Genomic DNA, 24,187 nt, shown 5'->3' with positions numbered 1-24,187 from the left:
CGCACGGGATGCCGCGTGTCATGGCCGATGGGAGCGAGCTGTGATGCACGAACCGGACCACGGGCACGGCTCCGGCGACGGGCCCGCGGGGTCGATTCCGCCGATGCCCCCGCATCCGCCGCGGGCGGCCGGGGAATGGGAAGTGATCGCCGGACCGGGACAGGACCGTGAGCCGGGTCCGGCACTGCGGGCACGGTGGCGGAGGCGGTCGGCCCGGGCCCGGGCGGTGACCGTGGCGGCCACGGTCGTGGCTCTGGCCCTCGGCGGCACCGTCGCCTACGCCGCCGCCTCGGGCGGGTCGGGCGCCGACGTCGTACCCGCTGCCGCCGGCTCCCCTTCCGGGTCACCGTCACCGGACGGCCATGGACACGGCCCCGGGTTCGGCTGGTTCGGCCTCGGCGGGAACGGCGTGCACGGCGAGGCGACCGTCAAGGACCGGGACACCGGGAAGTGGGTCGTACGGATCTGGCAGCGGGGCACGGTCGAGAAGGCGGACGGCGACCAGGTCACCGTGAAGAGCGACGACGGCGCCCAGTGGACCTGGACCGTGGGCCCGGGCGCCGAGGTGGGCCGGGCCGGCTCGTCCGGCAAGGGCGCCGACGCACTCAAGCAGGGCGACAAGGCGTTCCTCGCCGGCACGCGCTCCGCCAACGGCACGAGGACCGCCACGGTCGCCGTCGCGGGCACCTTCGACCACAAGGGCCCGGGCGAGGGCCGGCACGACGGCCGCCGGGGCTTCCCCGGTCACGGCGGTCCGTGGTGGAGCCACCCCGACCGCACTACGTCACCGAGTCCGACGGGCAGCGGGGCGACGACCTGAGATGAGACCGTCCGGGGCGGACGGCGGCAGCCGCAGCCGGTCCCGGCGCACCACCACCCGAGCGCCACCCCGCACCGAGCCGGAATTACCGGGCAGCGCCGGGCAGCGCCTACGGGCGGACGCCGATCACCACGTTGGCAGACAGCTCCTCGGACACCGCCAGACGCGTGCTCAGACCGGCGTGGGTGAACGCCTCGACCGCGCTCGGAGCCTGGCGTTCGCTCGTCTCCACCAGGACGCAGCCGCCAGGGGCGAGCCACTGCGGTGCCGCGGCGGCGACCCGGCGCAGGATGTCGAGGCCGTCGGCGCCGCCGTCGAGGGCGACGAGGGGCTCATGGTCGCGGGCCTCCACCGGCAGGAGGTCCACCTCGTCGGTGGGGACGTACGGCACGTTCGCCGCGAGGATGCCGACCCGGCCGCGCAGGCCGCCGGGCAGCGCGTCGAACAGGTCGCCCGTATGCGCGTGACCGCCGAAGGCGGCGATGTTGCGGCGGGCACAGCGCACCGCGGCCGGGTCCACGTCCGCGGCGTGCAGCTCCACCCGGCCCAGCGCGGCGGCCAGGGCCGCGCCGACCGCTCCGGAGCCGCAGCACAGGTCCACGACGACGGACGTGTGCGGGGCCTGGGCGAGGGCCTGGCCGACCAGGAACTCGGTGCGGCGGCGGGGGACGAAGACGCCCGGTTCCAGCGAGATGCGCAGTCCGTGGAACTCGGCCCAGCCAAGGACGTGTTCAAGTGGCAGTCCGGCGACGCGCCGGTCCACCATCGCGGCGAGCTCGTCCGGCGTCCGGGCGGTGGCGAGGATCAATTCCGCCTCGTCCTCGGCGAAGACGCATCCGGCGGCGCGCAGCGCGGAGACGACGGTGGCAGGGGAATACGGGGGCATGAGGGCCGAGAGCCTTTCGGAGACCTGGGGCCGAAGGATGCTCTCGCGGTCACCTACTGCCGGTGACCCGCAATGCCTCGAGGAGAGAGCACCCGAGCTGACACAGCGGTAATGGGTCTCACCTCCTCGCGGTTCACGGCCGGGGCGGTCCGCGGCCGACCGCAACCCTACCCCAACCGTCAGACGCCGACGGTCTCTTCGACCTCCTCCTCGGCCTCGGCCGGGACGACCGCCCGCTGCGCGACCTGCGGCTCCGGCACGGCGAGCGCCGGCGCGGACGCCCTGGCCCGCTCGTACCCCGCCGCGATCGCGGTCAGGGCGAGGCCGGCCAGCAGCCAGGCCGCCAGCGTCCCCATGTTGCGGCCCAGGCCGTCGCCGCCGAAGTACAGCAGGCTGCGGGTGCCCTCCACGAACCCGGCGCCGTTCCAGAAGGCGTGCAGGGCGCCGAAGAAGCCGTTCTGCAGCTCGGGCCGGAACAGACCGCCGGAGCTGGTGAAGTTGAGCATCACGAACAGCACCATCATCGTCAGCGTGGTCCACCGCTTCAGGAAGGTGTGCAGGCCGACGCCGATGAAGAGGATGCCCGCGGAGTAGAGCCAGGCCGCCCCCCACACACCGGCGAGGTCATGGTGGGCGAGACGGAACACGGGTCCGGCGAGCAGTGCGCCGATGCCGCCGACGACGACGGACACGCCGAGCGCCAGCAGGGCTCGCACCCGCATGGGCAGCGTGGCGCCCGCGGCGCCGAGTGCGGCCACCGAGGCGTACGAGCCGATACTCAGCGCGATCAGCAGGAAGAACAGACCCTGCCCGGTGGGGTCGTCGGCGACCGGCGCGGCCACGTCGGTGACCTTCAGCGGCGCGCCCTGCTTCGCGGCGACCGGGGTGAAGACCTTCTCGGCGGCCGTGGCGCCCATGTCGGACGCGGCACTGGCGACCAGGAGCTGCGGCGCCTTCCCGCTGGGTACATAGGCGCCCGTGATGTCACGGGACTTGAGCAGGTCGACCGCCCTGGTCCGGGTGGCGACGGTGCGGACGTCGAGCTTGTCCCCCGCGGTGTCCTTGACCGTCTGCGCGAACACCTTCGCCTCGGGGCCGGAGCCGACCACGGCGACGGGCAGATGGTGGGGCTCCGGGGTCACGAAGGCCCCCATGTACGCCAGCCCCATGCCCAGGCACATCAGCAGGGGGGTGACCAGGTGAGTGAGCACATGGCGGAGCGCTGGCGACCTCATCGGGGGCGACCTCCAACGGTTGGCTTATACAACTTTCTTTCAGGTTGTACTATACAACTAGAACGTCGGAGGAGGTATTCGCGTGACAGCAGCGGAGACGGCCGTCGAGACCATCCAGCGCGAGATGACGATCTTCGCCCGCCGGGCCCGCGCCTCGGCGGGACGCATGCACCCGGAGCTGTCGCTGGTGTCGTACACCTTGCTCGGACACCTGGAGGAGAGCGGCGGCTGCCGGGCCACCGACCTGGCCGCGCACTATGCCTTGGACAAGTCCACGGTCAGCCGCCAGGTGGCCGCGCTGGAGCGGGCCGGACTCATCGAGCGCCGTACGGACCCGGAGGACCACCGGGTCCAGGTGCTGCATCTGACGGAGGCAGGCCAGGAGATCCTCGCCCAGGTCACGGAGAGCCGCCGGGCCGCCTTCCGGGAGCGGCTCGCGCACTGGCCCGAGGAGGACCTGATCCGGTTCGCCGGGTATCTGGAGCGGTACAACGCGGGGCCCGCGCCGGCCGCCGACCCCGACTGACCGGGCGTCCGCCCTACGACACCGGTACGGCTTCCCGTCCGTCGGACAGCCGCTCCGGCGCCCGCGCCGCGAGGAACGCCGTGCGGCGGCGCAGCCGGAAGCCGAGGGACTCGTAGAGCCGGATGGCGTTGGTGTTGCGCGCGCCGGTGTGCAGGAACGGGGACTCGCCACGTTCCCGGATGCCGTGTGCGACGGCGAGGATCAGCCGGGTCGCCAGGCCCTCGCCGCGGACGGCGGGGTCGGTGCAGACCGCGCTGATCTCGGTCCAGCCGGGCGGGTGGAGCCGCTCCCCCGCCATGGCGATCAGCGCGCCGCTTCGGCGTATGCCCAGGTACGTACCGAGTTCGATGGTGCGGGGCAGGAACGGTCCGGGCCGGGTGCGCTCGACCAGATCGAGCATCTCGGGGACGTCGGCGGGGCCGAGACGGACCGCCTCCGCGTCCGGCGCGCTGGCCAGACCCTCTCCCACGAGCTGTACGCCCTCCACCTGGAAGGTGATCTCCCAGTCGTCGGGGACCCGCCCCCGGAAGCCCGGCAGCGGCACCTCGGCGCCCGGCCCGGCCAGCGCGGCGAGGTCGGCCCAGTCGCCCGCGTCGGGCTCAGCGGGCAGCGCCAGCCACGGCGACACGTCGACCGGGTAGCGCAGCACGCGCCCGCGCCGCTCGGCGAAGTGCGCGTGCGGACCGGTCAGGGAGGCGAGGGCGGGGTTGTCGAGGACGTGCGGGGCACCGCCGACGAGGCCGACGTCGCTCATACGGCGGCCTCCCCGGCCGCACCGGAGGCCCTGTTGCCCAGGACGGCGGGGCGGACGCGCTCACCGGTCTCGCCGGGGCGGCGGGCTCCCGTGCGCCGATTCCGGCCGACCGGCTCGGTCACCGGTCCGCCGAGCCATCTGGACTCCGGTCCGCCGTACCGCGTGAACACGTACGCCTTGGGCATCTGCTTCCTCGCTCTCCCTACGCTGCCGCCGGGCGGTCGATCCCGGCACTCAGCGCCAAGGAGGAGCGCGCGAGCGCTATTCCCGGAGCCCTGCAGAGTTCGTACAGCCGCAAGGAACGGGCCGCTGACCAGGGGCGGAACACCGACGACGACAGCGTACGGTTGAAGCATGAACATCACCCGAGGCTTCACCGGGCGCCCCCGGGCCGCCGACGCCGGGCTGCCACCCGGCCAGTACGACGCGGGCGACGACTGGCCCGTCCTGTCCGCCGAGGTCACCCCCGACCTCGCGCCCGCCGACTGGACCTTCCGCGTGGACGGACTGGTCGCCGAGCCGCGGACCTGGAACTGGGACGAGGCGCACGCGCTGCCCGGGTCGGTGTACGAGGGCGACATCCACTGCGTGACGAGCTGGTCGAAGTTCGGGGTGCGGTTCGGAGGTGTCTCGTTGGACGCATTCCTCAGTGTGGTGCGGCCCCATGTGTCCGCCACACATGCCGTGGCCTATTCGCACACCGGCTACACCAGCAGCCTCCCGCTCGCGGACCTCACCGGCTCACGCGCCTGGATCGCCTGGGAGTACGACGGCAGGCCGCTCGCGGCCGAGCACGGCGGGCCGGCGCGGCTGCTGGTGCCGCACCTGTACTTCTGGAAGAGCGCCAAATGGATCGCCGGCCTGACTCTGCTCGACCACGACGTACCGGGCTTCTGGGAGCAGAACGGCTACCACGCGCGCGGCAACCCCTGGGAGGAACAGCGGTACTCCGGTGACTGAGACCTTCACTCCCCCCACTCGTTTCGCGGTGCCCGGACGCATCGCGGTCAGCGGCCAGGCCGCGACGGTGTGGCAGCCGGCCACCCTCACGGAGATCCGGCGCGAGACCCCGCACGCCGCCACCTTCCGGTTCGCGGTGCCGCACTGGGCGGGGCATCTGCCCGGGCAGCATCTGATGCTGCGGCTCACCGCCGAGGACGGCTATGTGGCGCAGCGCCACTATTCGATCGCGTCCGCGCCCGACGAATCCGGGCACATCGAGCTGACCCTGGATCATGTCGAGGGCGGCGAGGTCTCCGGCTGGTTCCACACGGTGGCCAGGCCGGGCGACACCGTGGAGGTGCGCGGCCCGCTGAGCGGTTTCTTCGCCTGGCCCGGCGACCGGCCCGCGCTGCTGATCGGCGCCGGTTCCGGAGTCGTACCGCTGATGTCGATGGTGCGGCACCACCGCAGCAGCGGCCTCACCGTGCCGCTGCGGCTGCTGGTGTCCGCGCGCAGCCCCGAGGAGCTGATCTACGCGCGCGAGCTCGGCGTGGAGACGACCCCGGTGTTCACCCGCAGTGCGCCGGACGGTGTGCCGGTGGGACGTATGGCCGCCGCACATGTGGCGCCGCTCCTGGCCGAGCAGCCTCCTGGCGGATGGGAAGCCTATGTGTGCGGTTCCAACGGGTTCGCCGAGCATGCCTCACGGCTGCTCGTGGCGGCGGGCCAGCCCGTGGACCGTATCCGCATCGAACGCTTCGGCTGACCTCGCACCGTCTGCGGCAGACCCGCAGACCCGCAGACCCGCAGACCCGCAGGCCGGCACGCCAGTGGGTGTCGAGCGTCGCTGTGGACGGCCTTGGCACGCTCGGTCCCTCCGGCGAGGTGAGCCGACTGCGCCGTACGGGGTACCACACCGGTGTGGACGCTCGCATGGGTGACTGCGAGGAGGTCGACATGCGAACCCGGGTTCGCGGCTGGCGCTGGCGGTACAACCCGCTGCGGCGCCGGTCGGACGTCGTGGAGGCGTGGACCGCGCTGACCGTCGCCGTGCTGCTGCTGGTGGGTGCGCCCCTGGCCGGTGCGCTGGTGGGCCTGTGGGCCCATGACGGGGCCCGGACGGTGGCCGCGGCGCAGCGGGCCGAGCGGCATCGCGTCCGTGCCGAGGTGATCGGCGGCACGCCCCGCCAGCTCCCCTCGGTGCAGGGCGGCCGGGAGCACCCCTACCGGGCGACGGTGCGCTGGACGGAACAGCCGGGCGCGGCGGCCCGCACGGCCGTGGCGCGGGTCCCGGCGGGCGCGCGCCAGGGTGACGTGGTGGACGTGTGGTTCGACTCCCGGGGGCGTGGTGTCGCCCCGCCGCCGAACGACGTGGCGGTCTGGCAGCACACCGTCTCCGTCGGCGTGTGCGCGGCCGGCGGTGCGGCGGCCGTCATGCTCGTCGGCCACGGCGTCATACGCCGGGTCTCGCTGCGCCACCGTATGTCCGAGTGGGAACGGGAGTGGGCGCGCACGGGCCCGGAATGGACCCGCTGGACGGCATGAGCCGGGGCGTATGAACGGCGGCGGAGGAGCGGGGGTGCCGGCCGAAGCGGGTGACCCGGGCCTTTCGGCTCCTCCGACCACCCACGTACGGTGTGATCATCCGCACGATCACTCTCAAAGGCGGTTACCGATGGCCCTGTTCGACCTTCCTCTCGACGAGCTTCGTGAGTACCGCAGCGAGTCCACGGAGCCCGAGGACTTCGACGCCTTCTGGTCCAAGACGCTCCAGGAGGCACGCGAGCACGACCTGGACGCCCGTTTCGAACCGGTCGACGTCGGTCTGTCCACGGTGCGGGTGCACGACGTGACGTTCGCGGGGTTCGGCGGCCACCCGGTCAAGGGCTGGCTGCTCCTGCCCGCCGGGGCCGAGGAGCCGCTGCCCCTGGTGGTGGAGTTCGTGGGCTACGGCGGAGGGCGCGGACTGCCGCACGAGCACCTGCTGTGGGCGTCGACGGGCCGGGCGCACTTCGTGATGGACACTCGCGGCCAGGGCAGCGCCTGGGGCGGCGGGGGCGGCACCGCGGACCCGGTGGGCGGCGCTCCGGCGTACCCCGGATTCATGACGCGGGGCGTCGACGCGCCCGAGAACTACTACTACCGACGGGTGTTCACGGACGCGGTGCGCGCGATCGAGGCGGCCCGTTCGCACCCGCTGACGGACGCGGCACGCACGGTGGCGCTCGGTTCGAGCCAGGGTGGCGGGATCACCCTGGCGGTGGGTGGTCTGGTCCCCGACCTGGTGGCGGTCGCCCCGGACGTGCCGTTCCTGTGCGACTACCCGCGCGCGACGACGCTGACGGACCGTCACCCGTACCGGGAGATAGGCCTCTATCTCAAGACGCACCGCGGCCGGTTGGACGACGTGCTGCGTACGCTCTCCTACTTCGACGGCGTGCACTTCGCGTCCCGCGGCCGTGCCCCCGCGCTGTTCTCGACGGCGCTGGAGGACCAGACGTGTCCGCCGTCGACGGTCTTCGCGGCCTTCAACGCCTGGGCGCACGACGACAAGGCGATCGAGGTGTACGACTTCAACGACCACGAGGGCGGCGGCCCCTTCCACGAGGCCGAGCAGATGCGCTGGCTGCGGTCGTACGCCTGAAAGGAGCCGGATGGACACGCATGAGGCCGCCGAGCGGTTCGTGCGGGTCTGGGAGCGGGCCTGGGCCGCACACGACGTGGACGCGCTGCTGGAGCTGTACGCCGAGGACTGCGAGCACCGCTCGATGCCGTTTCGGGAACCGCACCGCGGGCGCGGCGAGCTGGCCGCGTATCTGCGCTGGTCGTTCACGGAGGAACGGGTGACCGACGTCCGGTTCTCGCCACCGGTCGTCGGGCAGAACGGGGTCGCGGTGGCCGAGTTCCGGGTCCTTTCCGAGGAAGGTGGCGCGCCGTCCACGCTCGCGGGCTGCGTCTTCGTGCGCTTCGACACGCAGGGGCGCGCGGTCGAGACCCGCGACTACTGGCACACGGCCGAGGGCCACCACGAACCGTCGGGGAAGCTGTTCTTCCTCTGACCGGCCGACGCCTTCCCTCCAGTCCGACCAGTCGGTACGTTCAGGGGGCCCGGGCCGCACCGTCGCGGCCCGGGCTCCCCTGCTCCCCCTTGCTTCCCCTGCTCCCTCTGCTTCCCCTGCTCCCTCTGCTTCCCCTGCTCCCTCTGCTTCCCCTGCTTCCCCTGCTCCCCCTGCTCCCCCTGCTCCCCCTGCTCCCCCTGCGACGACGGAGGACCCATGTCCGAGCACGAGCCAGACGTCCACGGTCACTGCGACGCGCGTTTCGCCGCGGTGCGGCTGGCGTTCGAGGAGAACTTCCGGGAGCGGGGCGAACTGGGCGCCGCGGTGGCGGTGACGGTCGACGGTGAGACGGTGGTCGACCTGTGGGGCGGCTGGGCGGACGCGGCGCGCACGCGCGAGTGGGAGCGGGACACCGTGGTCAACGTCTGGTCGACGACGAAGGGACCGACGGCGCTGTGCGCGCACATCCTCGCCGACCGGGGACTGCTCGACCTGGACGCGCCGGTGGCCGCGTACTGGCCCGAGTTCGCCGCCGCCGGAAAGGAGAAGGTCCTCGTACGGCATCTGCTGTCGCACCGGGCCGGACTGTCCGGCCTGCGTGAACCGCACTCGCTCGAGCAGCTCTACGACTGGGAGCTGACGACCGCGCGGCTCGCGGCGACGGAGCCCTGGTGGGAGCCGGGAACCCGGTCCGGGTACCACGCCCTCACCTACGGCCACCTCGTCGGAGAGGTCGTACGGCGGGTCTCGGGGCTGCGCGCCGGTGCCTTCCTGGAGCGGGAGGTGACCGGGCCGCTCGGTGTCGACTTCACGATCGGCCTGCCGCCGAAGGAGTCCGGGCGGGCCGCCGAACTGGTGCATCCGCGGGCCGCGTACTCGAGCGAACAGGCCGCGGCCTTCAGCCGGTTGGCGCCCGGCGCGATCGCGGCGCTGACCAATCCGATCGCCGGCGCCGCCGAGGCCAACACGCCCGGGTGGCGGGCGGCCGAGATCCCGGCCGCCAACGGCCACGGCACGGCTCGGGCCGTGGCAGCGCTGTACGGCGTCTTCGCCGGGCAGGGCTCGTACGGCGGCCGGCGCATCCTCTCCACCGAGGCGGCCGAGCGGGTGCGCGAGGGGCAGGGCAGCTGCCGCGACCTCGTACTCGGGGCCGGCTTCGAGCACGAGACGGAGATCGGGCTCGGTCTGTGGCTCAGCGGACCGAACGGTTCGTACGGACCCGAGCCACGGGCTTTCGGACATGACGGCTTCGGCGGCTCCTGCGGGCTTGCCGACCCTGACGCCGGGGTGTCGCTGGGCTATACGATGAACCGGATGGGGCCTCATATCGCCGACGACCCGCGGAAGATGGCGCTGGTCGACGCCTTGTACCGATCGCTCTGACACGGACGGTGCGCGGTTCGGTTTCGGCCGAACCACCGGGCCACCCTTCCCTGTTGGTTTAGACCAATGCTAGATGTGGTCGCGCAATGAGCCCGCACGGCTACGTCTTGTGACCAACAGGAGGCGCGGCATGGCCCGCACCACCCCTCACGACCACCCCCAGACCGACGACCAGCCCCTGTACTGGCGGGTCGCGACGAAGCTCCTCGCCGAGCTGCGCGACGGAACCGTCCCGCCGGGTGAACGGCTGCCGGGCGAGCGGCAGTTGGCCGAGCACTTCGGAGTCAGCAGGGAGACCGTCAGGCAGGCGCTGGAAGTGCTGCGGCGCGACGGTCTTGTCACCACCGACCGACGGGGCAGCCATGCCACGCTGCCCGGCCGACCGGTGGAGGACCCGGTGTCCCTCGCCTTCCCGGTGGGCGTCCGGAGCGCGGACCCGTGCGCGGTCGACCGGGCCACCGTGACCTGGGAGACACCGCCGCCGGAGCACGCCGCGGCCCTGGGGCTCGCCCCGCACCGGCCGACCCTGGTGCACCGCTACGAGTCCGCCGCGCCCGACGGCCGCACACTGCGCACCGCGGTGACGTCCTTCTCGGCGGTGGCGCTGTCCGAGGTGGAGGAGCTTGGCCGGTACCGCGACCGCGCCGACGGATCGGCCGCCGCACAGCTGCGCCGGGCCTACGACTGGATGCGCAGGGCGGGCCTGGCCCTGCACCACCGGGACTCCATCACCCAGGCCACCGATGCCGCCTCGGTTCGGGTGACCCGGCGCGTGCACGACCAGTACGCCCGCCCGCTGGAGATCACCGACCTGGTGGTGGACGCCCAACAGGACGCACTGGTCTACGAGTTCACCCTGCCGGCGGCCGGCTGACCGGGTCGCCGACCGCCGCCGGGGCCGATCGGCGGCCGGAACCGCAAGCCGGGGCATGCACTACGGCAGCCGCCGCGCCACGACCATCCGCGCACGGGGGCTGCCGTCCTCGCGCCGCCCGAACTCGGGCAGGGGGTACAGGTCCACCTCGAATCCGGCGCGTTCCAGCTCCCGCAGCACGCGGCCGAGCCGGAACGCCCGGTAGTACATGACGAAGGGCGGCCGCCACACGGCGTTGCGCACCCGCATCACCGCGTCGAAGCCGAACAGCATCCAGAACCCGAGGGTCGACGGGCGCGGCGGTGCCAGCACCGGGAAGGCGAAGCGTCCGGCCGGCCGCAGTACGGAGTGAACCTCGGTGAACAGCCCCGGCAGTTCGCGCGGCAGGAAGTGACCGAAGGCCCCGAAGCTCACCACCAGGTCGAAGGCGGAGGTGAAGGGCAGGGCGCGGGCATCGGCGCGCACCCAGGCGACTCGCGGCCGCGCCGTCCTGGGCCGGTGCCGGGCCACGTCGAGCATGCCCGCACTGAAGTCGACGCCCGTGACGCTCCGACGGCACACCCGGGCCGGCACGTCCGTCCCGGCGCCGGTGCCGCAGCACAGGTCGAGCCCGTCCTCGAAGGGGCCGAGACCGGCGAGCACCTCGGCCGCGGATTCCAGGACCGAGACCGGCGTACGGAACGGGGTGTGGTCGAACTTCGGCGCCAGCAGGTCGTATCCCCGCTCCACGGACGACAGCGCCTGGACGGCGAGCTCGCGGAGGCTGGGTCCTTCGGGGCTGAACATTCGGCAAGCCTAGGGGAACGCGATGTTTCTGTGGACACGGCAGCGGGAGCCGCCTATTCTCATCGGCAGGTAATCAATTAATTGACTATGGGGTGAGTCGATGCGTGCGTTCCGCGAGGCGGTCGAGGCCCGCGATCTCGACGCCGTCGAGGCGCTGCTGGCGGAGGACGTCGTCTTCACCAGCCCGGTCGTGTTCAAGCCGTACTCCGGCAAGGCGATCACGGCGGCGATCCTGCGCGGGGTCCTGCGGGTCTTCGAGGACTTCCGGTACGACCGTGAGCTCGCCGGAGCCGACGGCCGCGACCACGCGCTGGTGTTCACCACCCGGGTCGGCGACCGGGAGATCAACGGCTGCGACTTCATCCATGTGAACGAGGACGGTCTGATCGACGAGTTCATGGTCATGGTGCGTCCGCTGTCGGGCGCCCAGGCACTGGCGGAGGCCATGGGCGCCCAGTTCCACCGGATCACCGAGGAGGCTGAGGCGCGGTCCGTCTGAGCGCCGCGCCCCCGTCCCGTCGTCATGGTTCACAGGGCTGGTACGCGGGGCGGAACCGGACGCTCATCGGGTCCTCATCGCAGGCGCAGAGGAAGGGTCCGCACACTGTTGCCGACGAAACTGGCGTGAGAGCTCGCCCTCGGGCACGGCGAGGTCCAGGCACGGGAAGCGGGTGAACAACCGCTCCAGTGCGACCGTGGCCTCCAGCCGGGCCAGCGGCGCACCCGGACAATAGTGGGCGCTGGGGGACGAGGGCGCCGTCCGGGGTGAGGTCCCGTACGGGATACCGGAACGGGAAGCAGCTGACGGGAGCGTCCCGGCGTAGCGTCTCCTCGACGACGTCGAGCCGGCTCGCCTCCCCCTTCCGGACGAGCGCGAGCTGATCGTGGTGGCCGCACAGCGCCCGCACGGCGTTGGTGATCAGGTTCAGCGTGGCCTCGTGCCCGGCGGTGATCATCAGCACCGGGGTGCCGATCAGCTCCTCCTGGCCCAGCCGGTCGCCGTCCTCGTCGCGTGCCGCGATCAGGGTGCTGGTGAGGTCGTCGCCGGGCCGCTCGGCCTTGGCCACGGCGATGGCGGGCAGGATGCCGACGAGTTCCCGGTTGGCGGCGACGGCCTCACGGGGTCCGGTGTCGGTGGCCACGAGCTGGCTGCACAGATGGTGCAGCTGGTCCTTGAACTCGGCGTCGACGCCCAGGAGTTCGCTGATGACGCCCATGGGCAGCGGCAGCGCGAAGTGCTGCTGGGATCAGCGACGCCGTTACCCGCCTCCGCGGCCCGGGCAAGGTCGTCGAGCACTGAGACCGTCAACTCCTCGATCCAGGGCCGCAGTTCCTCGACCCGCGTGGCGTGAAGGCCCGGCTCACCAGCGACCGCAGCCCGCGGTGGTCGTCGCCGTCGGCGGTGGTCGTGCCCCGCACGGTGGCGAAGGTCGCGAGCGGCCATCCCTCGGCGATCCGCCCCTCGCGCAGCGCGGCGAAGTGCCGTGCGTCCTTGGCGACATCGGGGTGCTGAAGGAACTCCTTGAGAGCCTCGTGCCCGAGGACGACCATCCCCTCGACCTCTCCCGGCAGCACAACCGGCGCCACGGCACCACGCGCCGGCAACCGTGCGTTGTCGGCGTGGGGGCAACCGCCGCTGGGGTCCGTGCGGTGCGGCGGTGACAGGGATACCTCCCGTTTTCCGAACGGGGATTCGCGTCAACTCACCCGCAGGACGGCCTCGCCTCTCAGTTGCCGGGTCGCGGATGTCGCGGCCGCCGATGGCGTACACCTCGCCCGGTGCCGCGAACTGCACCTCGGACCCGCACGCATGACCTGCCCACCTCTCTCGTCCGGCCGGCGGAACAGCTCAGGCCGACAGCACGTTGAGAGATTGACCGGCGCTCCGCCGCATCGAGTGGTACTCTGCGGACAGCACTTGTGTACGCCCCCTTGTGGGCGCCGGTGCCAGTTTTTCTTCATCGCCCCGATCCGCCTGTCGATCCCGGTCGGCGCGCATCGGTTTCCCGGCACCACCTCACGTCCCTCGTATCCAGGCGTGTCCGAGGTGCTGTTCCCGCCGCCCGGAGGCATGGACGTACGCCTCCCGCTCGCGGCCCTCTCCCCCCTTTCCTCATGTCTTCCGTCCGTGAAAGGACCATCGATGACCACCACACTCGAACAGCCTCCTGTGCAGGAACAGCCCGCGACCCCCCGGACCGTCACCGGTGTCCTCGACATCGACGCCGCCGGAAAGGGGCACCTGCGCGCCGAGAGCTGCCTGTCCTCACCCTCCGACCCCCAGGTCGGCGCCGCACAGATCCGCCGCCATGGCCTGCGCAAGGGCGACCTCGTCGAAGGCGTCCGCGGACCGCAGCGGTCCCTCGGCGAGGTCGGGCGCGTGAACGGCCGTACGCCCGAGGAGCTCCGCGGCCGCCGGCACTTCCGGGACCTCACTCCCCTTCACCCGAGCCGGCGGATCCGCCTGGAACACCCGGCCTCCGGCCTGGCCGGACGCGTCACCGACCTGTTCGCGCCCGTCGGCAAGGGCCAGCGCGGACTCATCGTGGCCCCGCCGAAGACCGGCAAGACCGTGCTGCTCCAGCAGATCGCGGCCGCCGTCGCCGGCAATCACCCCGAGTGCCGCCTGATGGTGGTGCTGCTCGACGAGCGCCCCGAGGAGGTCACCGAGATGCGGCGCTCCGTGCGCGGCGAGGTGTACGCCTCGACCTTCGACCGGGCGCCCAAGCAGCACATCGCGCTCGCGGAACTCGTGATCGAACGGGCCAAGCGGCTCGTCGAGGACGGCGAGGACGTCGTCGTCCTCCTCGACTCCCTCACCCGGCTGTGCCGGGCCCACAACAACGCGGCGGCCTCCGGTGGCCGCACCCTCAGCGGCGGCGTCGACGCGGCGGCGCTGCTCGGCCCCAAGCGGTTCTTCGGCGCCGCACGCCAGGCCGAGGAGGGCGGCTCGCTCACCATCCTCGCCACCGCCCTGGTGGACACCGGCTCGCGTGCCGACGGCTACTTCTTCGAGGAGCTCAAGAGCACTGGCAACATGGAGCTCCGCCTGGACCGGGAGCTGGCCTCCCGCCGGTTGTTCCCGGCCGTCGAACTCGGCACGTCCGGCACCCGCCGCGAGGAACTCCTGCTCTCCCCGCCCGAGTTGACGGCCGTACGGGGTCTGCGCCGGGCCCTGCAGTCCCGGGACGGTGGTCCGGCGAACCTGGAGACCCTCCTGGAGCGGCTGCGCGAGACCCCGGACAACGCGACCTTCCTGCGCCGAGTCCAGCCGACGCTGCCGGCGGGCTAGCGCGCGTGGTCGCCGTACGGCCCGTGTGGCATCCGGGTTGTCACTGACACCGTCCGGCCCTGGCAGCGCGCTGAACTGCAGCACCGTTTCTACGTTGACCATATGACTATCGGATTCTCATCCCGGGTGGCTGTGTCGACCTGCGCCCTCTGTGTGGCGGGCATCCTGGCGCTCACGCCCGCCGCGGCCGCCTCCCGCACCGGAACGGCGGTACCGCAGCCGGCGGTCCTCTACCGGTCAGGAACACAGGTCAGAGCACACCCCGGGGCACCCGAGGTCCCGGAAGTCTCCGCGCTGTCGTGGCTGGTGGCCGACGCCGGCACCGGCGAGGTGCTGGCCGCGAGCGACGCGCACCGCAAGCTGCCGCCCGCCAGCACCCTGAAGACGCTGTTCGCCCTCACCGTGCTGCCCGTCCTGCCCGGCGGCGTCCAGCACACGGTGCGGCAGGAGGAACTGGCGGACGTCGGCGAGGGCAGCAGCCTGGTCGGGGTCGTGGAAGGGCAGACGTACCGGGTGTCCGACCTGTGGCGCGGGGTCTTCCTCAGCTCGGGCAACGACGCCGTGCACGTGCTGGCCTCGCTCAACGGCGGCGTGCGCAGCACCGTCGCCGGAATGCAGGCCAAGGCCCGCGCCCTGGGAGCCCTGGACACCCATGTCGTCTCGCCCGACGGGTACGACGCGCCCGGCCAGGTGTCCTCGGCCTTCGACCTGGCGGTCTTCGGCCGGGCCGGACTGCACAACGCCGACTTCGCCCGGTACTGCTCCACCGTCGACGCCAGGTTCCCGGACGGCGCGGGATCCTTCGACATCGAGAACACCAACCGGCTGCTCACCGGCGAGGACGGCGTGGCGCGCTACCCCGGTCTGATCGGCATCAAGAACGGCTACACCAGCAACGCCGGCAACACGCTGGTCGCCGCCGCCCACCGGGGCGGCCGCACGCTCGTGGTGACGGTGATGAACCCTCAGGCGGGCGGCGGGTTGACCGTGTACGAGGAGGCGCGGGCACTGCTGGACTGGGGTTTCGCGGCCGCTGGGCAGGTCGATCCGGTGGGCTCGCTGGACGGGCTGCGGGCGAAGTCCGCGTCGGCCACGGGCACCGTGGCGGCGGCCGCGTCCTCGGCTCCCGACGACGATTCCGACTGGCCCGGCACCGGCGTCATCGCCGGCGCCGCCGGTCTCGGCGCCGGGGCCTTGGCGCTGGCGCTGCGGTTCAAGGGCGGCCGGTCCGCGCGCGGCTGACCGGCCGGCAGCCCGAGGAGCAGGCCCAGCGCGATCCACGTATAGGTGTTGCTGCCGAGGAATCCGTCGATACCGGAGGCGTCCTCGAACCACAGCCACACCACACTGGTGCACAGCACCGCGTACAGAGCGCCCGCCACCCGCGGGTGTCCGGCCCGGACCAGCACGGCGAAGGACGGCAGCAGCCACACCAGGTGGTGCACCCAGGTGATCGGGCTGACCAGACAGGCGGCGAGACCGGTGAGGGCGAAGGCGGCCGTCCAGTCTCCGGCCGCGGCGGCCCGGCGCGTCCGCCATGCCCATACGCACAGCACGAGCAGGACCGCCGTCGCCCAGAACGGCCGGTCCGGAACGCCCAGCCGGGCCAGTACGCCCTGCAGCGACTGGTTGGACACATAGTCCAGGCGGCCCACCCGGCCGGTTTCCCACAGCGCCTCGGTCCAGTAGAAGCGCGAGGCCCCGGGATCGGCCAGGGCCGCGAGCGCGGTCGCGGCCACGGCGACCCCGGTGGCAAGACCCGCGGCCCGCCACCGGCGGGCGAGCAGCAGCAGCCCGATGAAGAGGGCGGGCGTGAGCTTGATCGCGGCGGCGAGGCCGATCCCGGCACCCGCCCAGCGGCTGCGCCCGGTCGCCAGCAGCAGTCCGTCGCCCAGCACGAGGGCCAGCAGCAGGAGGTTCACCTGGCCGAAGCTGAAGGTGTCGCGCAGCGGCTCGTACAGCGCGAGCCCGCAGGCGGCCAGTGCCCAGCCGTACCAGCCGTAGCGCCGCCACTCGGATCCGGCCAGGATGCGCAGCACGAAGGCCAGGGCGGCCAGGTTGAGCAGCACGGAGCCGACGATCGCCGTCCGCAGGCCCACGAAGGCCATCGGCAGCATGACGAGGGCGGCGAACGGCGGATAGGTGAAGCCGTAGGTCGTCCCGGGCACCAGGTAGTCGTAGATCCGGCCGCCGTGGTGGACCCAGCTGTTCACCGTTCCGTAGTAGACCCGCAGGTCGAACCAGTCGCGCAGCAGCGGGACGGTCGCCGTGAAGAGGGTGACGACGGCGGCGAGGACGACGATCAGGACCAGTCGGCCACGTTCGGTCTGGGGCGCTCTCATGCCGTACGTCCCAGCGCCGGGGCCTGCGCCGCCTGGTGGGCCTGCCACAGGACGACCACCGCGAGCGCTCCGCCGGAGACGGCGAGCACCAGCTGGCCGATGTCCGCGGGGCCGCCGCTGGGCAGGACGGCGAGTGCGAGCACGCCCGCCAGGGCGGCCACCCGGTGCCGTACCGATGTACTCGGCGCGGCGGCCGCGATCAGGAACAGGCCCCACAGGGCGTACCAGGGGCGGATCGCCGGACCGAAGGCGGCCACCGCCAGCAGGCTCAGCCCGAGCGCGTACACCGGCCTCGGGCGCAGCCGCAGCCATATGAACAGGACGGCGACGGCGGTGACCGCGAGGCCGAGCGCGTGCCAGACGGGTACGGCCAGTGGCGCCAGATCGCTGCCGAGGTGTTCGAGGAGTGCGCCGGTGGCCCGGCCGAGCAGGCTGGTGAGCGCCCAGTTGTGCGCGGACACCGGGGTGTCCAGGGCGCCTATCCAGCCGTAGCCCGTGCCGGCGACGGCTGTTGCGGCGACCGTCGTGGCACCCGCGGCGGCGGTTGTGGTCAGGACCGCCCGCCCCGGACTTCGGCCCGCCCGCATCTGGACGACCACGATCGCGAGCAGGCCGAGCGCGGCGGGTGCCTTGACCAGGGCGGCAATTGTGATGAGCACGGAGCCCAGGACGGGCCACCGGCCGAGCGCCGCGACCAGGCCGACCCCGAGCAGACCCAGCATGATGGCGTCGTTGTGGGCGCCCGCGACCAGGTGCAGCAGGACCAGCGGATTGAGGGCGCCCAGCCACAGGGCCGCGGCCGGGTCGGCACCGCTGTGCCGGGCCAGACGGGGCAGCGCGGCCGCCATCAGCGCCACCCCGAGCAGGGCGACGAGCCTCATCCCGAAGAGGCCGGCGGGGAGTTCGCCGCGGGTCAGTCCGGACAGGGCCGAGGCCATGGCCAGGAACGCCGGCCCGTACGGGGCCCCGGTGTTGCGCCACACGGGGGCGACCTCGTCGGCCAGCGGGCCGCCGAGCCGGGCGGGCCCGTGCGCATACACGTCGATGTGCGCGTCGACCATGGCACCCTGCGCCAGATAGCTGTACACGTCCCGGCTGAACAGCGGCGGTGCGAGCAGCAGCGGGGCCGCCCAGACGGCCAGGACGAGCAGCAGGGCGCGCGGGGTCGGCGGCTCCGCACCGCGGACGAGACGGCCGAGCAGCACCCAGGCCGCGATCAGCAGGACGACGCCGAAGTACACCCCGACCAGGCCCAGGGCCGCCTGCACCGAGGCGGGGGCCAGGAGTTCCCGGACGGGCAGCGCGCCGGCGGTCTCACCCCCCAGCGCGAGGAAGGCGGTGCCGGCCAGACCGAGTATCTGGCAGCGGCGGAGATCGACGGGAAAAGCCATGGCCAACACTGGGGAAGCGTGTCAACGCCGAATGGCCGGAAGGCGACGCCCCACCCTCCGGCGGGCGGCTTGCACGTGACCGGAGCGTAATCGGCGACGGACAACCGCTCGAACGCCGCAACGGAAACGCTCGTGGATCAGAACACCGACAGTCCGGTGAGTGTCGTGAAGCGGTCGAGGGCCGCCACTCCCGTGACCGAGTTGCCGCGCTCGTCGAGCCCCGGACTCCACACGCACAGCGTGCACCGGCCCGGTACGACCGCGATGATTCCGCCGCCCACACCGCTCTTGCCGGGCAGACCGACCCGATAGGCGAATTCGCCCGCGGCGTCGTACGTCCCGCAGGTGAGCATCACCGCGTTGACCTGCTTGGCCTGGCTGCGGGTGAGCAGCCGGGTGCCGTCCGCGCGGATGCCGTGACGGGCCAGGAAGCCGGTGGCCAGGGCGAGGTCGGCGCAGGAAGCGGCGATGGAGCACTGCCGGAAGTACTGGTCGAGGAGGACCGGCACCGGGTTGTCGATGTTGCGGTACGACACCATGAAGTGAGCGAGGGCGGCGTTGCGGTCGCCGTGTGCCGTCTCGGAGGCGGCGACCTCCTTGTCGAAGTCCAGGGCGGGGTTGCCGCTCTCCGCGCGCAGGAAGGCCAGGAGCTCACCGGCCGCGTCCCCGGTACGGGTCTGCAGGCGGTCGGTGACCACCAGCGCGCCCGCGTTGATGAAGGGATTGCGCGGAATGCCGTTCTCGTACTCCAGCTGAACCAGGGAGTTGAACGGGTTGCCCGAGGGCTCGCGGCCCACGTGCTCCCAGAGTTCGTCGCCCTCCCGGGCCAGGTCGAGGGCGAGGGTGAAGACCTTGGTGATGGACTGCGTCGAGAACGGCTGCCGCCAGTCCCCCACCCCGTACACCGTGCCGTCCAGCTCGGCCACGGCCATGCCGAAACGGCGTGGGTCGCAGGCCGCGAGCGCCGGGATGTAGTCGGCTGGACGCCCGCGGCCGGGCGTCCGCTCCATCTCCTCGGCGATGCGCTCCAGGACCGGCAGGAAGGTGGGGAACGACGTCATTGTCATGATCACTATTGTGCCTCCGTGCCGGTCCCGGCGCGTAGTCGCCGGTGCGAATCAGCAGCTCAGGCGGGGGGTGCGCCGCTGCCCGCGAGGATCTCGGGGCGCAGCAGGCCCGCCAGCGTCTCGGCGGGCAACAGACCCTTCTCCAGGACGAGTTCGGCCACGCCGCGGCCGGTGACGAGGGCCTCCTTGGCGATATCGGTGGCCGCCGTGTACCCGATGTGCGGGTTGAGGGCGGTGACCAGGCCGATGGAGTTCTCGACGCTGGCGCGCAGCGCCTCCGTGTTGGCGGTGATCCCGTCCACGCAGCGCTCGGCGAGGGTGACGCACGCGCTCTGCAGGTGGGTGATGCTCTCCGACAGGGAGTGCAGGATGATCGGCTCGAAGGCGTTCAGCTGGAGCTGGCCGGCCTCGGCGGCCATGGTGATGGCGACGTCGTTGCCGATCACCTCGAAGGCGACCTGGTTGACCACCTCGGGGATGACCGGGTTGACCTTGCCGGGCATGATGCTCGAACCGGCCTGCACCGGGGGCAGGTTGATCTCGCCGAGGCCCGCGCGCGGCCCGGAGGACAGCAGACGCAGGTCGTTGCAGCTCTTGGAGAGCTTGACGGCGATCCGCTTGAGCACGCCGGACATCTGGACGAAGGCGCCACAGTCCTGGGTGGCCTCGACGAGGTTGGCTGCGGTCACCAGGGGCAGCCCGGTGATGTCGGCGAGGTGCCGGCGGGCGGACTCGGCGTACCCGGCGGGGGCGTTGAGCCCGGTGCCGATCGCGGTGGCGCCCAGGTTGATCTCATGGATCAGCTCGACCGCTTCGGCGAGCCGGCTGCGGTCCTCGTCGAGCATGACGGCGTACGCCGAGAACTCCTGCCCGAGCGTCATCGGAACCGCGTCCTGGAGCTGGGTGCGCCCCATCTTCAGCACGTCACGGAACTCGACGGCCTTGTGGGCGAAGGAGTCCTGCAGCAGGGCCATGGCCCCCAGCAGTCCGCGGACGGCGAAGACGGTCGCGATCTTGACGGCGGTCGGATAGACGTCGTTCGTCGACTGGCCGAGGTTGACGTCCTCGTTGGGGTGCAGGTGCCGGTACTGGCCCTTCTCGTGCCCGAGCAGTTCCAGCGCCCGGTTGGCGACGACCTCGTTGGCGTTCATGTTGGTCGAGGTGCCGGCGCCGCCCTGGATGACGTCCACCACGAACTGGTCGTGCAGCTTGCCGCTGCGGATCTCGCGGCAGGCGGCGACGATCGCGGCCGCCTTCTTCGGCTCGAGCAGGCCGAGTTCCTCGTTGGCCAGGGCGGCGGCCTCCTTGACCGCGGCCAGGGCGTCGATCAGATGCGGGTAGGCGGAGATCGGCGTGCCGGTGATGGGGAAGTTCTCGGTCGCGCGCAGGGTGTGGACGCCCCAGTACGCGTCGGCGGGGACGTCACGGTCGCCGAGCAGGTCGTGTTCGCTTCGGGTGGCGACGGTCGTCATGGTGGTGCGGCCTCTTTCTGAGGGGTGGGGATGAGCGCCCCGCAAGGGGCGCGGGGAACTGCGCGACCGCCCACGGACGGCCGGCAGATCGAGAAGGTGTCTGTCCGGCGGAGCGCTATGCGCAGGCCGGCAGCTGGACCGGATCCAGCGCCCGCACCGGTCGTACGCAGCCGACCGGCTCCCCTCCGCCGAGCAGCGGCTCGCCCGCGAACTCGGTGAGGAGAGCGGGGTCGACCCCGGCGCGGGCGAGGGCCGCCGCGGCGACGGGGACGCGGGCACGGTTGGCACCGTCGGCGATCTTGACGGCGACGGCCCGGCCGTCCGGCAGCGCCGCGACCTGGACGCCCTCGAAGCCGTCCTTGGCGAGCAGCCCGGGCACGGCCCGCATCAGCGCGGCCACGTCCCGGCCGGAGCCGGAGGCCATCTCGGCGTGCTCGCGCATCGCGTCGGCCACCCGGGCCTCGGGGGTGCCGGGTGCCGCGGTGGTGATACGGGCGACCGCGCGGGCCAGGCCGTGCAGGGAGACGGAGAACAGCGGGGCGCCGCAGCCGTCGACCGTCACGCGGGCGACGCGCTGGCCGGTGAGGTCCTCGACGATCTCGGCGATCGCCTGCTGGAGCGGGTGGGCCGGGTCGAGGTAGTCGTCCAGGGACCAGCCGTTGAGCTTCGCGGTCCAGAGCATCGCCGCGTGCTTGCCCGAGCAGTTCTGGGCGAGCCGTGAGGGCAGCCGGCCCTCGCGCACCCAGGCGTCCCGGACGACGGGGTCGTACGGCATGTCGGGCACGTTGCGCAGGTCGCCCTCGGCGAGGCCGGCCAGATCGAGGATCCGCCGGGTGCCGGCGAGGTGGTACTCCTCGCCGGAGTGGCTCGCGGCCGCCAGCGACAGCAGGTCGCCGTCGAGCGCCAGCCCCGCCCGGAGCATGGCCACCGCCTGGACGGGCTTGAGGGCCGAACGCGGGTAGAAGGCGGCCTCGATGTCGCCGAGCTGGAACTGGACCTCGCCGTCGGCGCCGAGGACGACGACGGAACCGTAGTGGATGCCCTCCACGACCCCGCCGCGTATCAGGTGGGCGACGGGAGCGTGGAGGGGCTCACGGACAAGGGGTGCGTCCGCGGGTGAACTGCTGTACATGACTGCCCGGATCACTGGTGGGTTGGAGTGGACCGGCGCGAGGTTCACGCGTCGGTTCCGGCGGACTTGCGCGCCGTACGGCCGCGGATGGCGTACCAGCCCGCGACCAGCGCCCCGACGATCAGCGGCAGGCACAGCACGGTGGTGCGTCCGGCGCCGCCGTCGGCGTACATGAGGACCAGGACGGAGGCCAGGAAGGCCAGCGTCACGAGTTCGGTCCAGGGGGAACCCGGCAGTCGGTAGCCGGGCCGGGTCAGCTCGCCGTTCTGGGTCTTCCGCCAGAACAGCAGGTGGCAGAGCATGATCATGCCCCAGGTGGCGAGGATGCCGATCGCCGCGAAGTTCAGCACGATCTCGAACGCGTCGGCGGGGACCACGAAGTTGAGGCCGACACCGAGGACACAGATGCCGCTGGTGAGCAGGATGCCGCCGTACGGGACCTGGCTGCGGCTCATCCGCGCCGTGAACCGCGGGGCGGAGCCGTTGACCGCCATCGACCGCAGGATCCGACCGGTGGAGTAGAGGCCGGAGTTGAGGGACGACATCGCCGCGGTCAGGACGACCAGGTTCATCACGCCGCCCGCCGCCGGGACACCGATGCGGGAGAGGACCGTCACGAAGGGGCTCTCGCCGACCGTGTACTTGTTCCAGGGCAGCAGCATCGACAGGAGGACGACCGAGCCGACGTAGAAGAGGCCGACCCGCCACATGATCGAGTTGATCGCCTTCGGCATGATCTTCTCGGGGTTCTCGGTCTCACCGGCCGCCACGCCGACCAGCTCGACGGAGGCGTAGGCGAAGACGACGCCCTGGATGATCAGCAGCATGGGCAGCAGGCCGCCCGGGAAGACGCCGCCGTTGTCGGTGATCAGGGACGGGCCGGGGGTGGCGCCGTCGACGGGGTGCCGGGTGACCAGCAGGAAGATGCCGATGGCCATGAAGACGACGAGCGCGCCGACCTTGACGATGGCGAACCAGAACTCCAGTTCGCCGAAGATCTTCACCGAGATCAGATTCACGGTGAGCACCACGGCCAGGGCTATCAGCGCGATCACCCACTGCGGGATGTCGGAGAACATCCCCCAGTAGTGGGTGTAGGTGGCCACCGCGGTGATGTCGGCGATGCCGGTGGTCGCCCAGTTGAGGAAGTACATCCAGCCCGCCGTGTACGCGCCCTTCTCACCCAGGAACTCCCGGGCGTACGACACGAAGGCGCCGGAGGACGGCCGGTACAGGACCAGCTCGCCGAGGGCACGCACGACGAGGAAGGCGAAGACGCCGCAGATCGCGTACGCGATGAAGAGGGAGGGCCCGGCGTCGGCGAGACGGCCGCCCGCGCCGAGGAAGAGGCCGGTGCCGATGGCTCCGCCGATGGCGATCATATTGACGTGCCGGGACTTCAGGGACTTGCTGTAGCCGGTGTCTCCGGCGTCGACATGACCGGACGACGGGCGCGTCTCGTCTTTGAGGTGCTGCTCGCTCACGCCTCGGCTCCGCCTTTCGTGGGGGTGTCCGTGCGCCCGGAGCGCACGATGTCGGTCAGGGTGGTCTCGACGCGGTCGAGGTGGTGGGACATGGCCTCCACCGCGTCGAGCTCCGAACCGTCGATCAGCGCCTCGACGATGGCCCGGTGCTCCCGGTTGGACTGCTCGCGGCGGCCGCCCAGCTCGTTGAGGAAGGCCGACTGACGCGCCAGCGCGTCCCGGATCTCCTCGATGACCCGGCGGAACACCGGGTTCTGGGCGGCCTCGGCCACGGCGAGGTGGAAGAGGGTGTCCATCGCGACCCACGCGGTGGTGTCCGTCTCCCGCTCCATGCGGTCCAGCAGATGGGCCAGGTGGTCCAGGTTCTCGGGGGTGCGGCGCAGGGCCGCGTACCCGGCGACCGGGACCTCGATGTGGCGGCGCACCTCCAGCAGGTCGCTGGCCGCGTAGTCGCCGAAGGTGGGGTCTTCGACGGAGCTCGCCACCACGAAGGTGCCCTTGCCGGTCCTGGAGACCGTCAGGCCCATCGTCTGCAGGGCCCGCAGGGCCTCGCGGAGCACGGGGCGGGAGACCTCGAGCGTGCGGCAGAGCTCCGCCTCGGAGGGGAGCTTGTCGCCGATGGCGTAGTCGCCGCGCTCGATGGCACCGCGGAGGTGGGCGAGCACCGCTTCCATGGCACTGACGCGCCGCGGTCCCACACCACCTGTCTGGCTGTCTGACAGGTTCACGGGAGAGATGTTCC

Annotated in this window: 23 protein-coding genes and 2 pseudogenes; 12 read left to right on the top strand and 13 right to left on the bottom strand. The window is 72.2% G+C overall.

Features of this window, described 5'->3' with window-relative positions; genetic code table 11:
* Positions 1-43: 43 nt before the first annotated feature.
* Positions 44-820 (top strand): hypothetical protein, encoded by a 777-nt coding sequence (locus tag Q8A52_RS13585; protein WP_316751527.1) that lies wholly within the window; start codon positions 44-46, stop codon positions 818-820.
* A 109-nt stretch (positions 821-929) separates the two neighbouring features.
* Here Q8A52_RS13585 and Q8A52_RS13580 read toward each other — a convergent pair whose 3' ends face one another.
* Positions 930-1,706 (bottom strand): putative protein N(5)-glutamine methyltransferase, encoded by a 777-nt coding sequence (locus Q8A52_RS13580; RefSeq protein WP_316751525.1) that lies wholly within the window; start codon positions 1,704-1,706, stop codon positions 930-932.
* Positions 1,707-1,885: 179 nt separating this feature from the next.
* Positions 1,886-2,941 carry an ABC-2 transporter permease gene (locus tag Q8A52_RS13575; RefSeq protein WP_316751524.1) on the bottom strand — a complete coding sequence of 352 codons (1,056 nt, stop codon included), beginning with the start codon at positions 2,939-2,941 and terminating at the stop codon, positions 1,886-1,888.
* A gap of 82 nt (positions 2,942-3,023) precedes the next feature.
* Here Q8A52_RS13575 and Q8A52_RS13570 point away from each other — a divergent pair, with 82 nt between their 5' ends.
* The gene (locus Q8A52_RS13570; RefSeq protein ID WP_408649197.1) at positions 3,024-3,467 is read left to right on the top strand and encodes a MarR family winged helix-turn-helix transcriptional regulator; all 444 of its coding nucleotides are present in this window, start codon (positions 3,024-3,026) and stop codon (positions 3,465-3,467) included.
* 13 nt (positions 3,468-3,480) lie between these two features.
* On the opposite strand, the gene Q8A52_RS13565 is transcribed toward Q8A52_RS13570, so the two are convergent.
* Entirely contained in the window at positions 3,481-4,221 is a 741-nt protein-coding gene (locus Q8A52_RS13565; RefSeq protein WP_316751522.1) for a GNAT family N-acetyltransferase, read from the bottom strand.
* The gene (locus Q8A52_RS13560; RefSeq protein ID WP_316751520.1) at positions 4,218-4,406 is read right to left on the bottom strand and encodes a hypothetical protein; all 189 of its coding nucleotides are present in this window, start codon (positions 4,404-4,406) and stop codon (positions 4,218-4,220) included. Before Q8A52_RS13560 ends, Q8A52_RS13565 begins: the two co-directional genes overlap by 4 nt.
* Positions 4,407-4,575: 169 nt before the next feature.
* Here Q8A52_RS13560 and Q8A52_RS13555 point away from each other — a divergent pair, with 169 nt between their 5' ends.
* From Q8A52_RS13555 to Q8A52_RS13525, 7 genes are all read left to right on the top strand, one after another.
* The gene (locus Q8A52_RS13555) at positions 4,576-5,181 is read left to right on the top strand and encodes a sulfite oxidase-like oxidoreductase (RefSeq protein WP_316751518.1); all 606 of its coding nucleotides are present in this window, start codon (positions 4,576-4,578) and stop codon (positions 5,179-5,181) included.
* On the top strand, positions 5,174-5,929 hold the full coding sequence (locus tag Q8A52_RS13550) for a ferredoxin reductase (RefSeq protein ID WP_316751516.1): 756 nt from the start codon (positions 5,174-5,176) through the stop codon (positions 5,927-5,929). The genes Q8A52_RS13555 and Q8A52_RS13550 overlap by 8 nt, the downstream gene beginning before the upstream one ends.
* A 191-nt stretch (positions 5,930-6,120) precedes the next feature.
* Complete coding sequence (locus tag Q8A52_RS13545) at positions 6,121-6,708, top strand: Rv1733c family protein (RefSeq protein ID WP_316751513.1); 588 nt, start codon at positions 6,121-6,123, stop codon at positions 6,706-6,708.
* A 130-nt stretch (positions 6,709-6,838) separates the two neighbouring features.
* Positions 6,839-7,807, top strand: a complete 969-nt coding sequence (locus tag Q8A52_RS13540) for an acetylxylan esterase (RefSeq protein WP_316751511.1) — start codon at positions 6,839-6,841, stop codon at positions 7,805-7,807.
* A 10-nt stretch (positions 7,808-7,817) separates the two neighbouring features.
* A complete protein-coding gene (locus tag Q8A52_RS13535; protein WP_316751509.1) occupies positions 7,818-8,222 on the top strand; it encodes a nuclear transport factor 2 family protein in 405 nt (134 codons plus the stop codon).
* A gap of 216 nt (positions 8,223-8,438) precedes the next feature.
* Positions 8,439-9,605, top strand: a complete 1,167-nt coding sequence (locus tag Q8A52_RS13530; RefSeq protein WP_316751507.1) for a serine hydrolase domain-containing protein — start codon at positions 8,439-8,441, stop codon at positions 9,603-9,605.
* A 130-nt stretch (positions 9,606-9,735) separates the two neighbouring features.
* Positions 9,736-10,479, top strand: coding sequence for a GntR family transcriptional regulator (locus tag Q8A52_RS13525; RefSeq protein ID WP_316751505.1), 744 nt, complete (start codon positions 9,736-9,738; stop codon positions 10,477-10,479).
* A gap of 60 nt (positions 10,480-10,539) precedes the next feature.
* Here the strand turns inward: Q8A52_RS13525 and Q8A52_RS13520 are convergent, their stop codons facing one another.
* Positions 10,540-11,265 (bottom strand): class I SAM-dependent methyltransferase, encoded by a 726-nt coding sequence (locus Q8A52_RS13520; RefSeq protein WP_316751503.1) that lies wholly within the window; start codon positions 11,263-11,265, stop codon positions 10,540-10,542.
* A gap of 100 nt (positions 11,266-11,365) precedes the next feature.
* On the opposite strand from Q8A52_RS13520, the gene Q8A52_RS13515 reads away from it, so the two are divergent.
* On the top strand, positions 11,366-11,764 hold the full coding sequence (locus Q8A52_RS13515) for a nuclear transport factor 2 family protein (RefSeq protein ID WP_316751501.1): 399 nt from the start codon (positions 11,366-11,368) through the stop codon (positions 11,762-11,764).
* 74 nt (positions 11,765-11,838) lie between these two features.
* Here Q8A52_RS13515 and Q8A52_RS13510 read toward each other — a convergent pair.
* Positions 11,839-12,930: pseudogene (locus Q8A52_RS13510) on the bottom strand (cytochrome P450).
* Positions 12,931-13,303: 373 nt separating this feature from the next.
* On the opposite strand from Q8A52_RS13510, the gene rho reads away from it, so the two are divergent.
* Both rho and Q8A52_RS13500 read left to right on the top strand, forming a co-directional pair.
* Positions 13,304-14,557 (top strand): transcription termination factor Rho, encoded by a 1,254-nt coding sequence (gene rho, locus Q8A52_RS13505; protein WP_408649196.1) that lies wholly within the window; start codon positions 13,304-13,306, stop codon positions 14,555-14,557.
* A gap of 102 nt (positions 14,558-14,659) precedes the next feature.
* Positions 14,660-15,463 (top strand): annotated as a pseudogene (locus Q8A52_RS13500) (D-alanyl-D-alanine carboxypeptidase family protein); the annotation flags it as partial.
* 59 nt (positions 15,464-15,522) lie between these two features.
* On the opposite strand, the gene Q8A52_RS13495 reads toward Q8A52_RS13500, so the two are convergent.
* From Q8A52_RS13495 to Q8A52_RS13465, 7 genes are all read right to left on the bottom strand, one after another.
* Entirely contained in the window at positions 15,523-16,899 is a 1,377-nt protein-coding gene (locus Q8A52_RS13495; protein ID WP_316751496.1) for a glycosyltransferase 87 family protein, read from the bottom strand.
* Entirely contained in the window at positions 16,896-18,290 is a 1,395-nt protein-coding gene (gene mptB / locus Q8A52_RS13490) for a polyprenol phosphomannose-dependent alpha 1,6 mannosyltransferase MptB (protein ID WP_316751494.1), read from the bottom strand. Before mptB ends, Q8A52_RS13495 begins: the two co-directional genes overlap by 4 nt.
* Positions 18,291-18,427: 137 nt before the next feature.
* Positions 18,428-19,357: a glutaminase gene (locus Q8A52_RS13485; protein WP_316751492.1), complete on the bottom strand. Its 930-nt coding sequence runs from the start codon at positions 19,355-19,357 to the stop codon at positions 18,428-18,430.
* Between the two features lie 59 nt (positions 19,358-19,416).
* On the bottom strand, positions 19,417-20,829 hold the full coding sequence (gene aspA / locus Q8A52_RS13480) for an aspartate ammonia-lyase (protein WP_316751490.1): 1,413 nt from the start codon (positions 20,827-20,829) through the stop codon (positions 19,417-19,419).
* 115 nt (positions 20,830-20,944) lie between these two features.
* The gene (locus Q8A52_RS13475; RefSeq protein ID WP_316751487.1) at positions 20,945-21,961 is read right to left on the bottom strand and encodes an asparaginase; all 1,017 of its coding nucleotides are present in this window, start codon (positions 21,959-21,961) and stop codon (positions 20,945-20,947) included.
* 44 nt (positions 21,962-22,005) lie between these two features.
* Positions 22,006-23,445, bottom strand: coding sequence for an amino acid permease (locus Q8A52_RS13470; RefSeq protein ID WP_316751485.1), 1,440 nt, complete (start codon positions 23,443-23,445; stop codon positions 22,006-22,008).
* Positions 23,442-24,119, bottom strand: coding sequence for a FadR/GntR family transcriptional regulator (locus tag Q8A52_RS13465; RefSeq protein WP_316751860.1), 678 nt, complete (start codon positions 24,117-24,119; stop codon positions 23,442-23,444). Before Q8A52_RS13465 ends, Q8A52_RS13470 begins: the two co-directional genes overlap by 4 nt.
* Between the last annotated feature and the right edge of the window lie 68 nt (positions 24,120-24,187).

It is taken from the genome of Streptomyces herbicida (genome assembly GCF_032656585.1).
Lineage (GTDB): Bacteria > Actinomycetota > Actinomycetes > Streptomycetales > Streptomycetaceae > Streptomyces > Streptomyces herbicida.
This window is presented reverse-complemented; position numbering and strand designations above follow the sequence as displayed.

Coding starts and splice junctions, on each gene's coding strand:
- Q8A52_RS13535 (WP_316751509.1), top strand. CDS start 7,818: ATGGACACGCATGAGGCCGCCGAGCGGTTCGTGCGGGTCTGGGAGCGG.
- Q8A52_RS13565 (WP_316751522.1), bottom strand. CDS start 4,221: ATGAGCGACGTCGGCCTCGTCGGCGGTGCCCCGCACGTCCTCGACAAC.
- Q8A52_RS13545 (WP_316751513.1), top strand. CDS start 6,121: ATGCGAACCCGGGTTCGCGGCTGGCGCTGGCGGTACAACCCGCTGCGG.
- Q8A52_RS13485 (WP_316751492.1), bottom strand. CDS start 19,357: ATGACAATGACGTCGTTCCCCACCTTCCTGCCGGTCCTGGAGCGCATC.
- Q8A52_RS13525 (WP_316751505.1), top strand. CDS start 9,736: ATGGCCCGCACCACCCCTCACGACCACCCCCAGACCGACGACCAGCCC.
- Q8A52_RS13585 (WP_316751527.1), top strand. CDS start 44: ATGCACGAACCGGACCACGGGCACGGCTCCGGCGACGGGCCCGCGGGG.
- mptB (WP_316751494.1), bottom strand. CDS start 18,290: ATGGCTTTTCCCGTCGATCTCCGCCGCTGCCAGATACTCGGTCTGGCC.
- aspA (WP_316751490.1), bottom strand. CDS start 20,829: ATGACGACCGTCGCCACCCGAAGCGAACACGACCTGCTCGGCGACCGT.
- Q8A52_RS13530 (WP_316751507.1), top strand. CDS start 8,439: ATGTCCGAGCACGAGCCAGACGTCCACGGTCACTGCGACGCGCGTTTC.
- Q8A52_RS13580 (WP_316751525.1), bottom strand. CDS start 1,706: ATGCCCCCGTATTCCCCTGCCACCGTCGTCTCCGCGCTGCGCGCCGCC.
- Q8A52_RS13465 (WP_316751860.1), bottom strand. CDS start 24,119: ATGGAAGCGGTGCTCGCCCACCTCCGCGGTGCCATCGAGCGCGGCGAC.
- Q8A52_RS13515 (WP_316751501.1), top strand. CDS start 11,366: ATGCGTGCGTTCCGCGAGGCGGTCGAGGCCCGCGATCTCGACGCCGTC.
- Q8A52_RS13520 (WP_316751503.1), bottom strand. CDS start 11,265: ATGTTCAGCCCCGAAGGACCCAGCCTCCGCGAGCTCGCCGTCCAGGCG.
- Q8A52_RS13495 (WP_316751496.1), bottom strand. CDS start 16,899: ATGAGAGCGCCCCAGACCGAACGTGGCCGACTGGTCCTGATCGTCGTC.
- Q8A52_RS13540 (WP_316751511.1), top strand. CDS start 6,839: ATGGCCCTGTTCGACCTTCCTCTCGACGAGCTTCGTGAGTACCGCAGC.
- Q8A52_RS13560 (WP_316751520.1), bottom strand. CDS start 4,406: ATGCCCAAGGCGTACGTGTTCACGCGGTACGGCGGACCGGAGTCCAGA.
- Q8A52_RS13475 (WP_316751487.1), bottom strand. CDS start 21,961: ATGTACAGCAGTTCACCCGCGGACGCACCCCTTGTCCGTGAGCCCCTC.
- Q8A52_RS13575 (WP_316751524.1), bottom strand. CDS start 2,941: ATGAGGTCGCCAGCGCTCCGCCATGTGCTCACTCACCTGGTCACCCCC.
- Q8A52_RS13555 (WP_316751518.1), top strand. CDS start 4,576: ATGAACATCACCCGAGGCTTCACCGGGCGCCCCCGGGCCGCCGACGCC.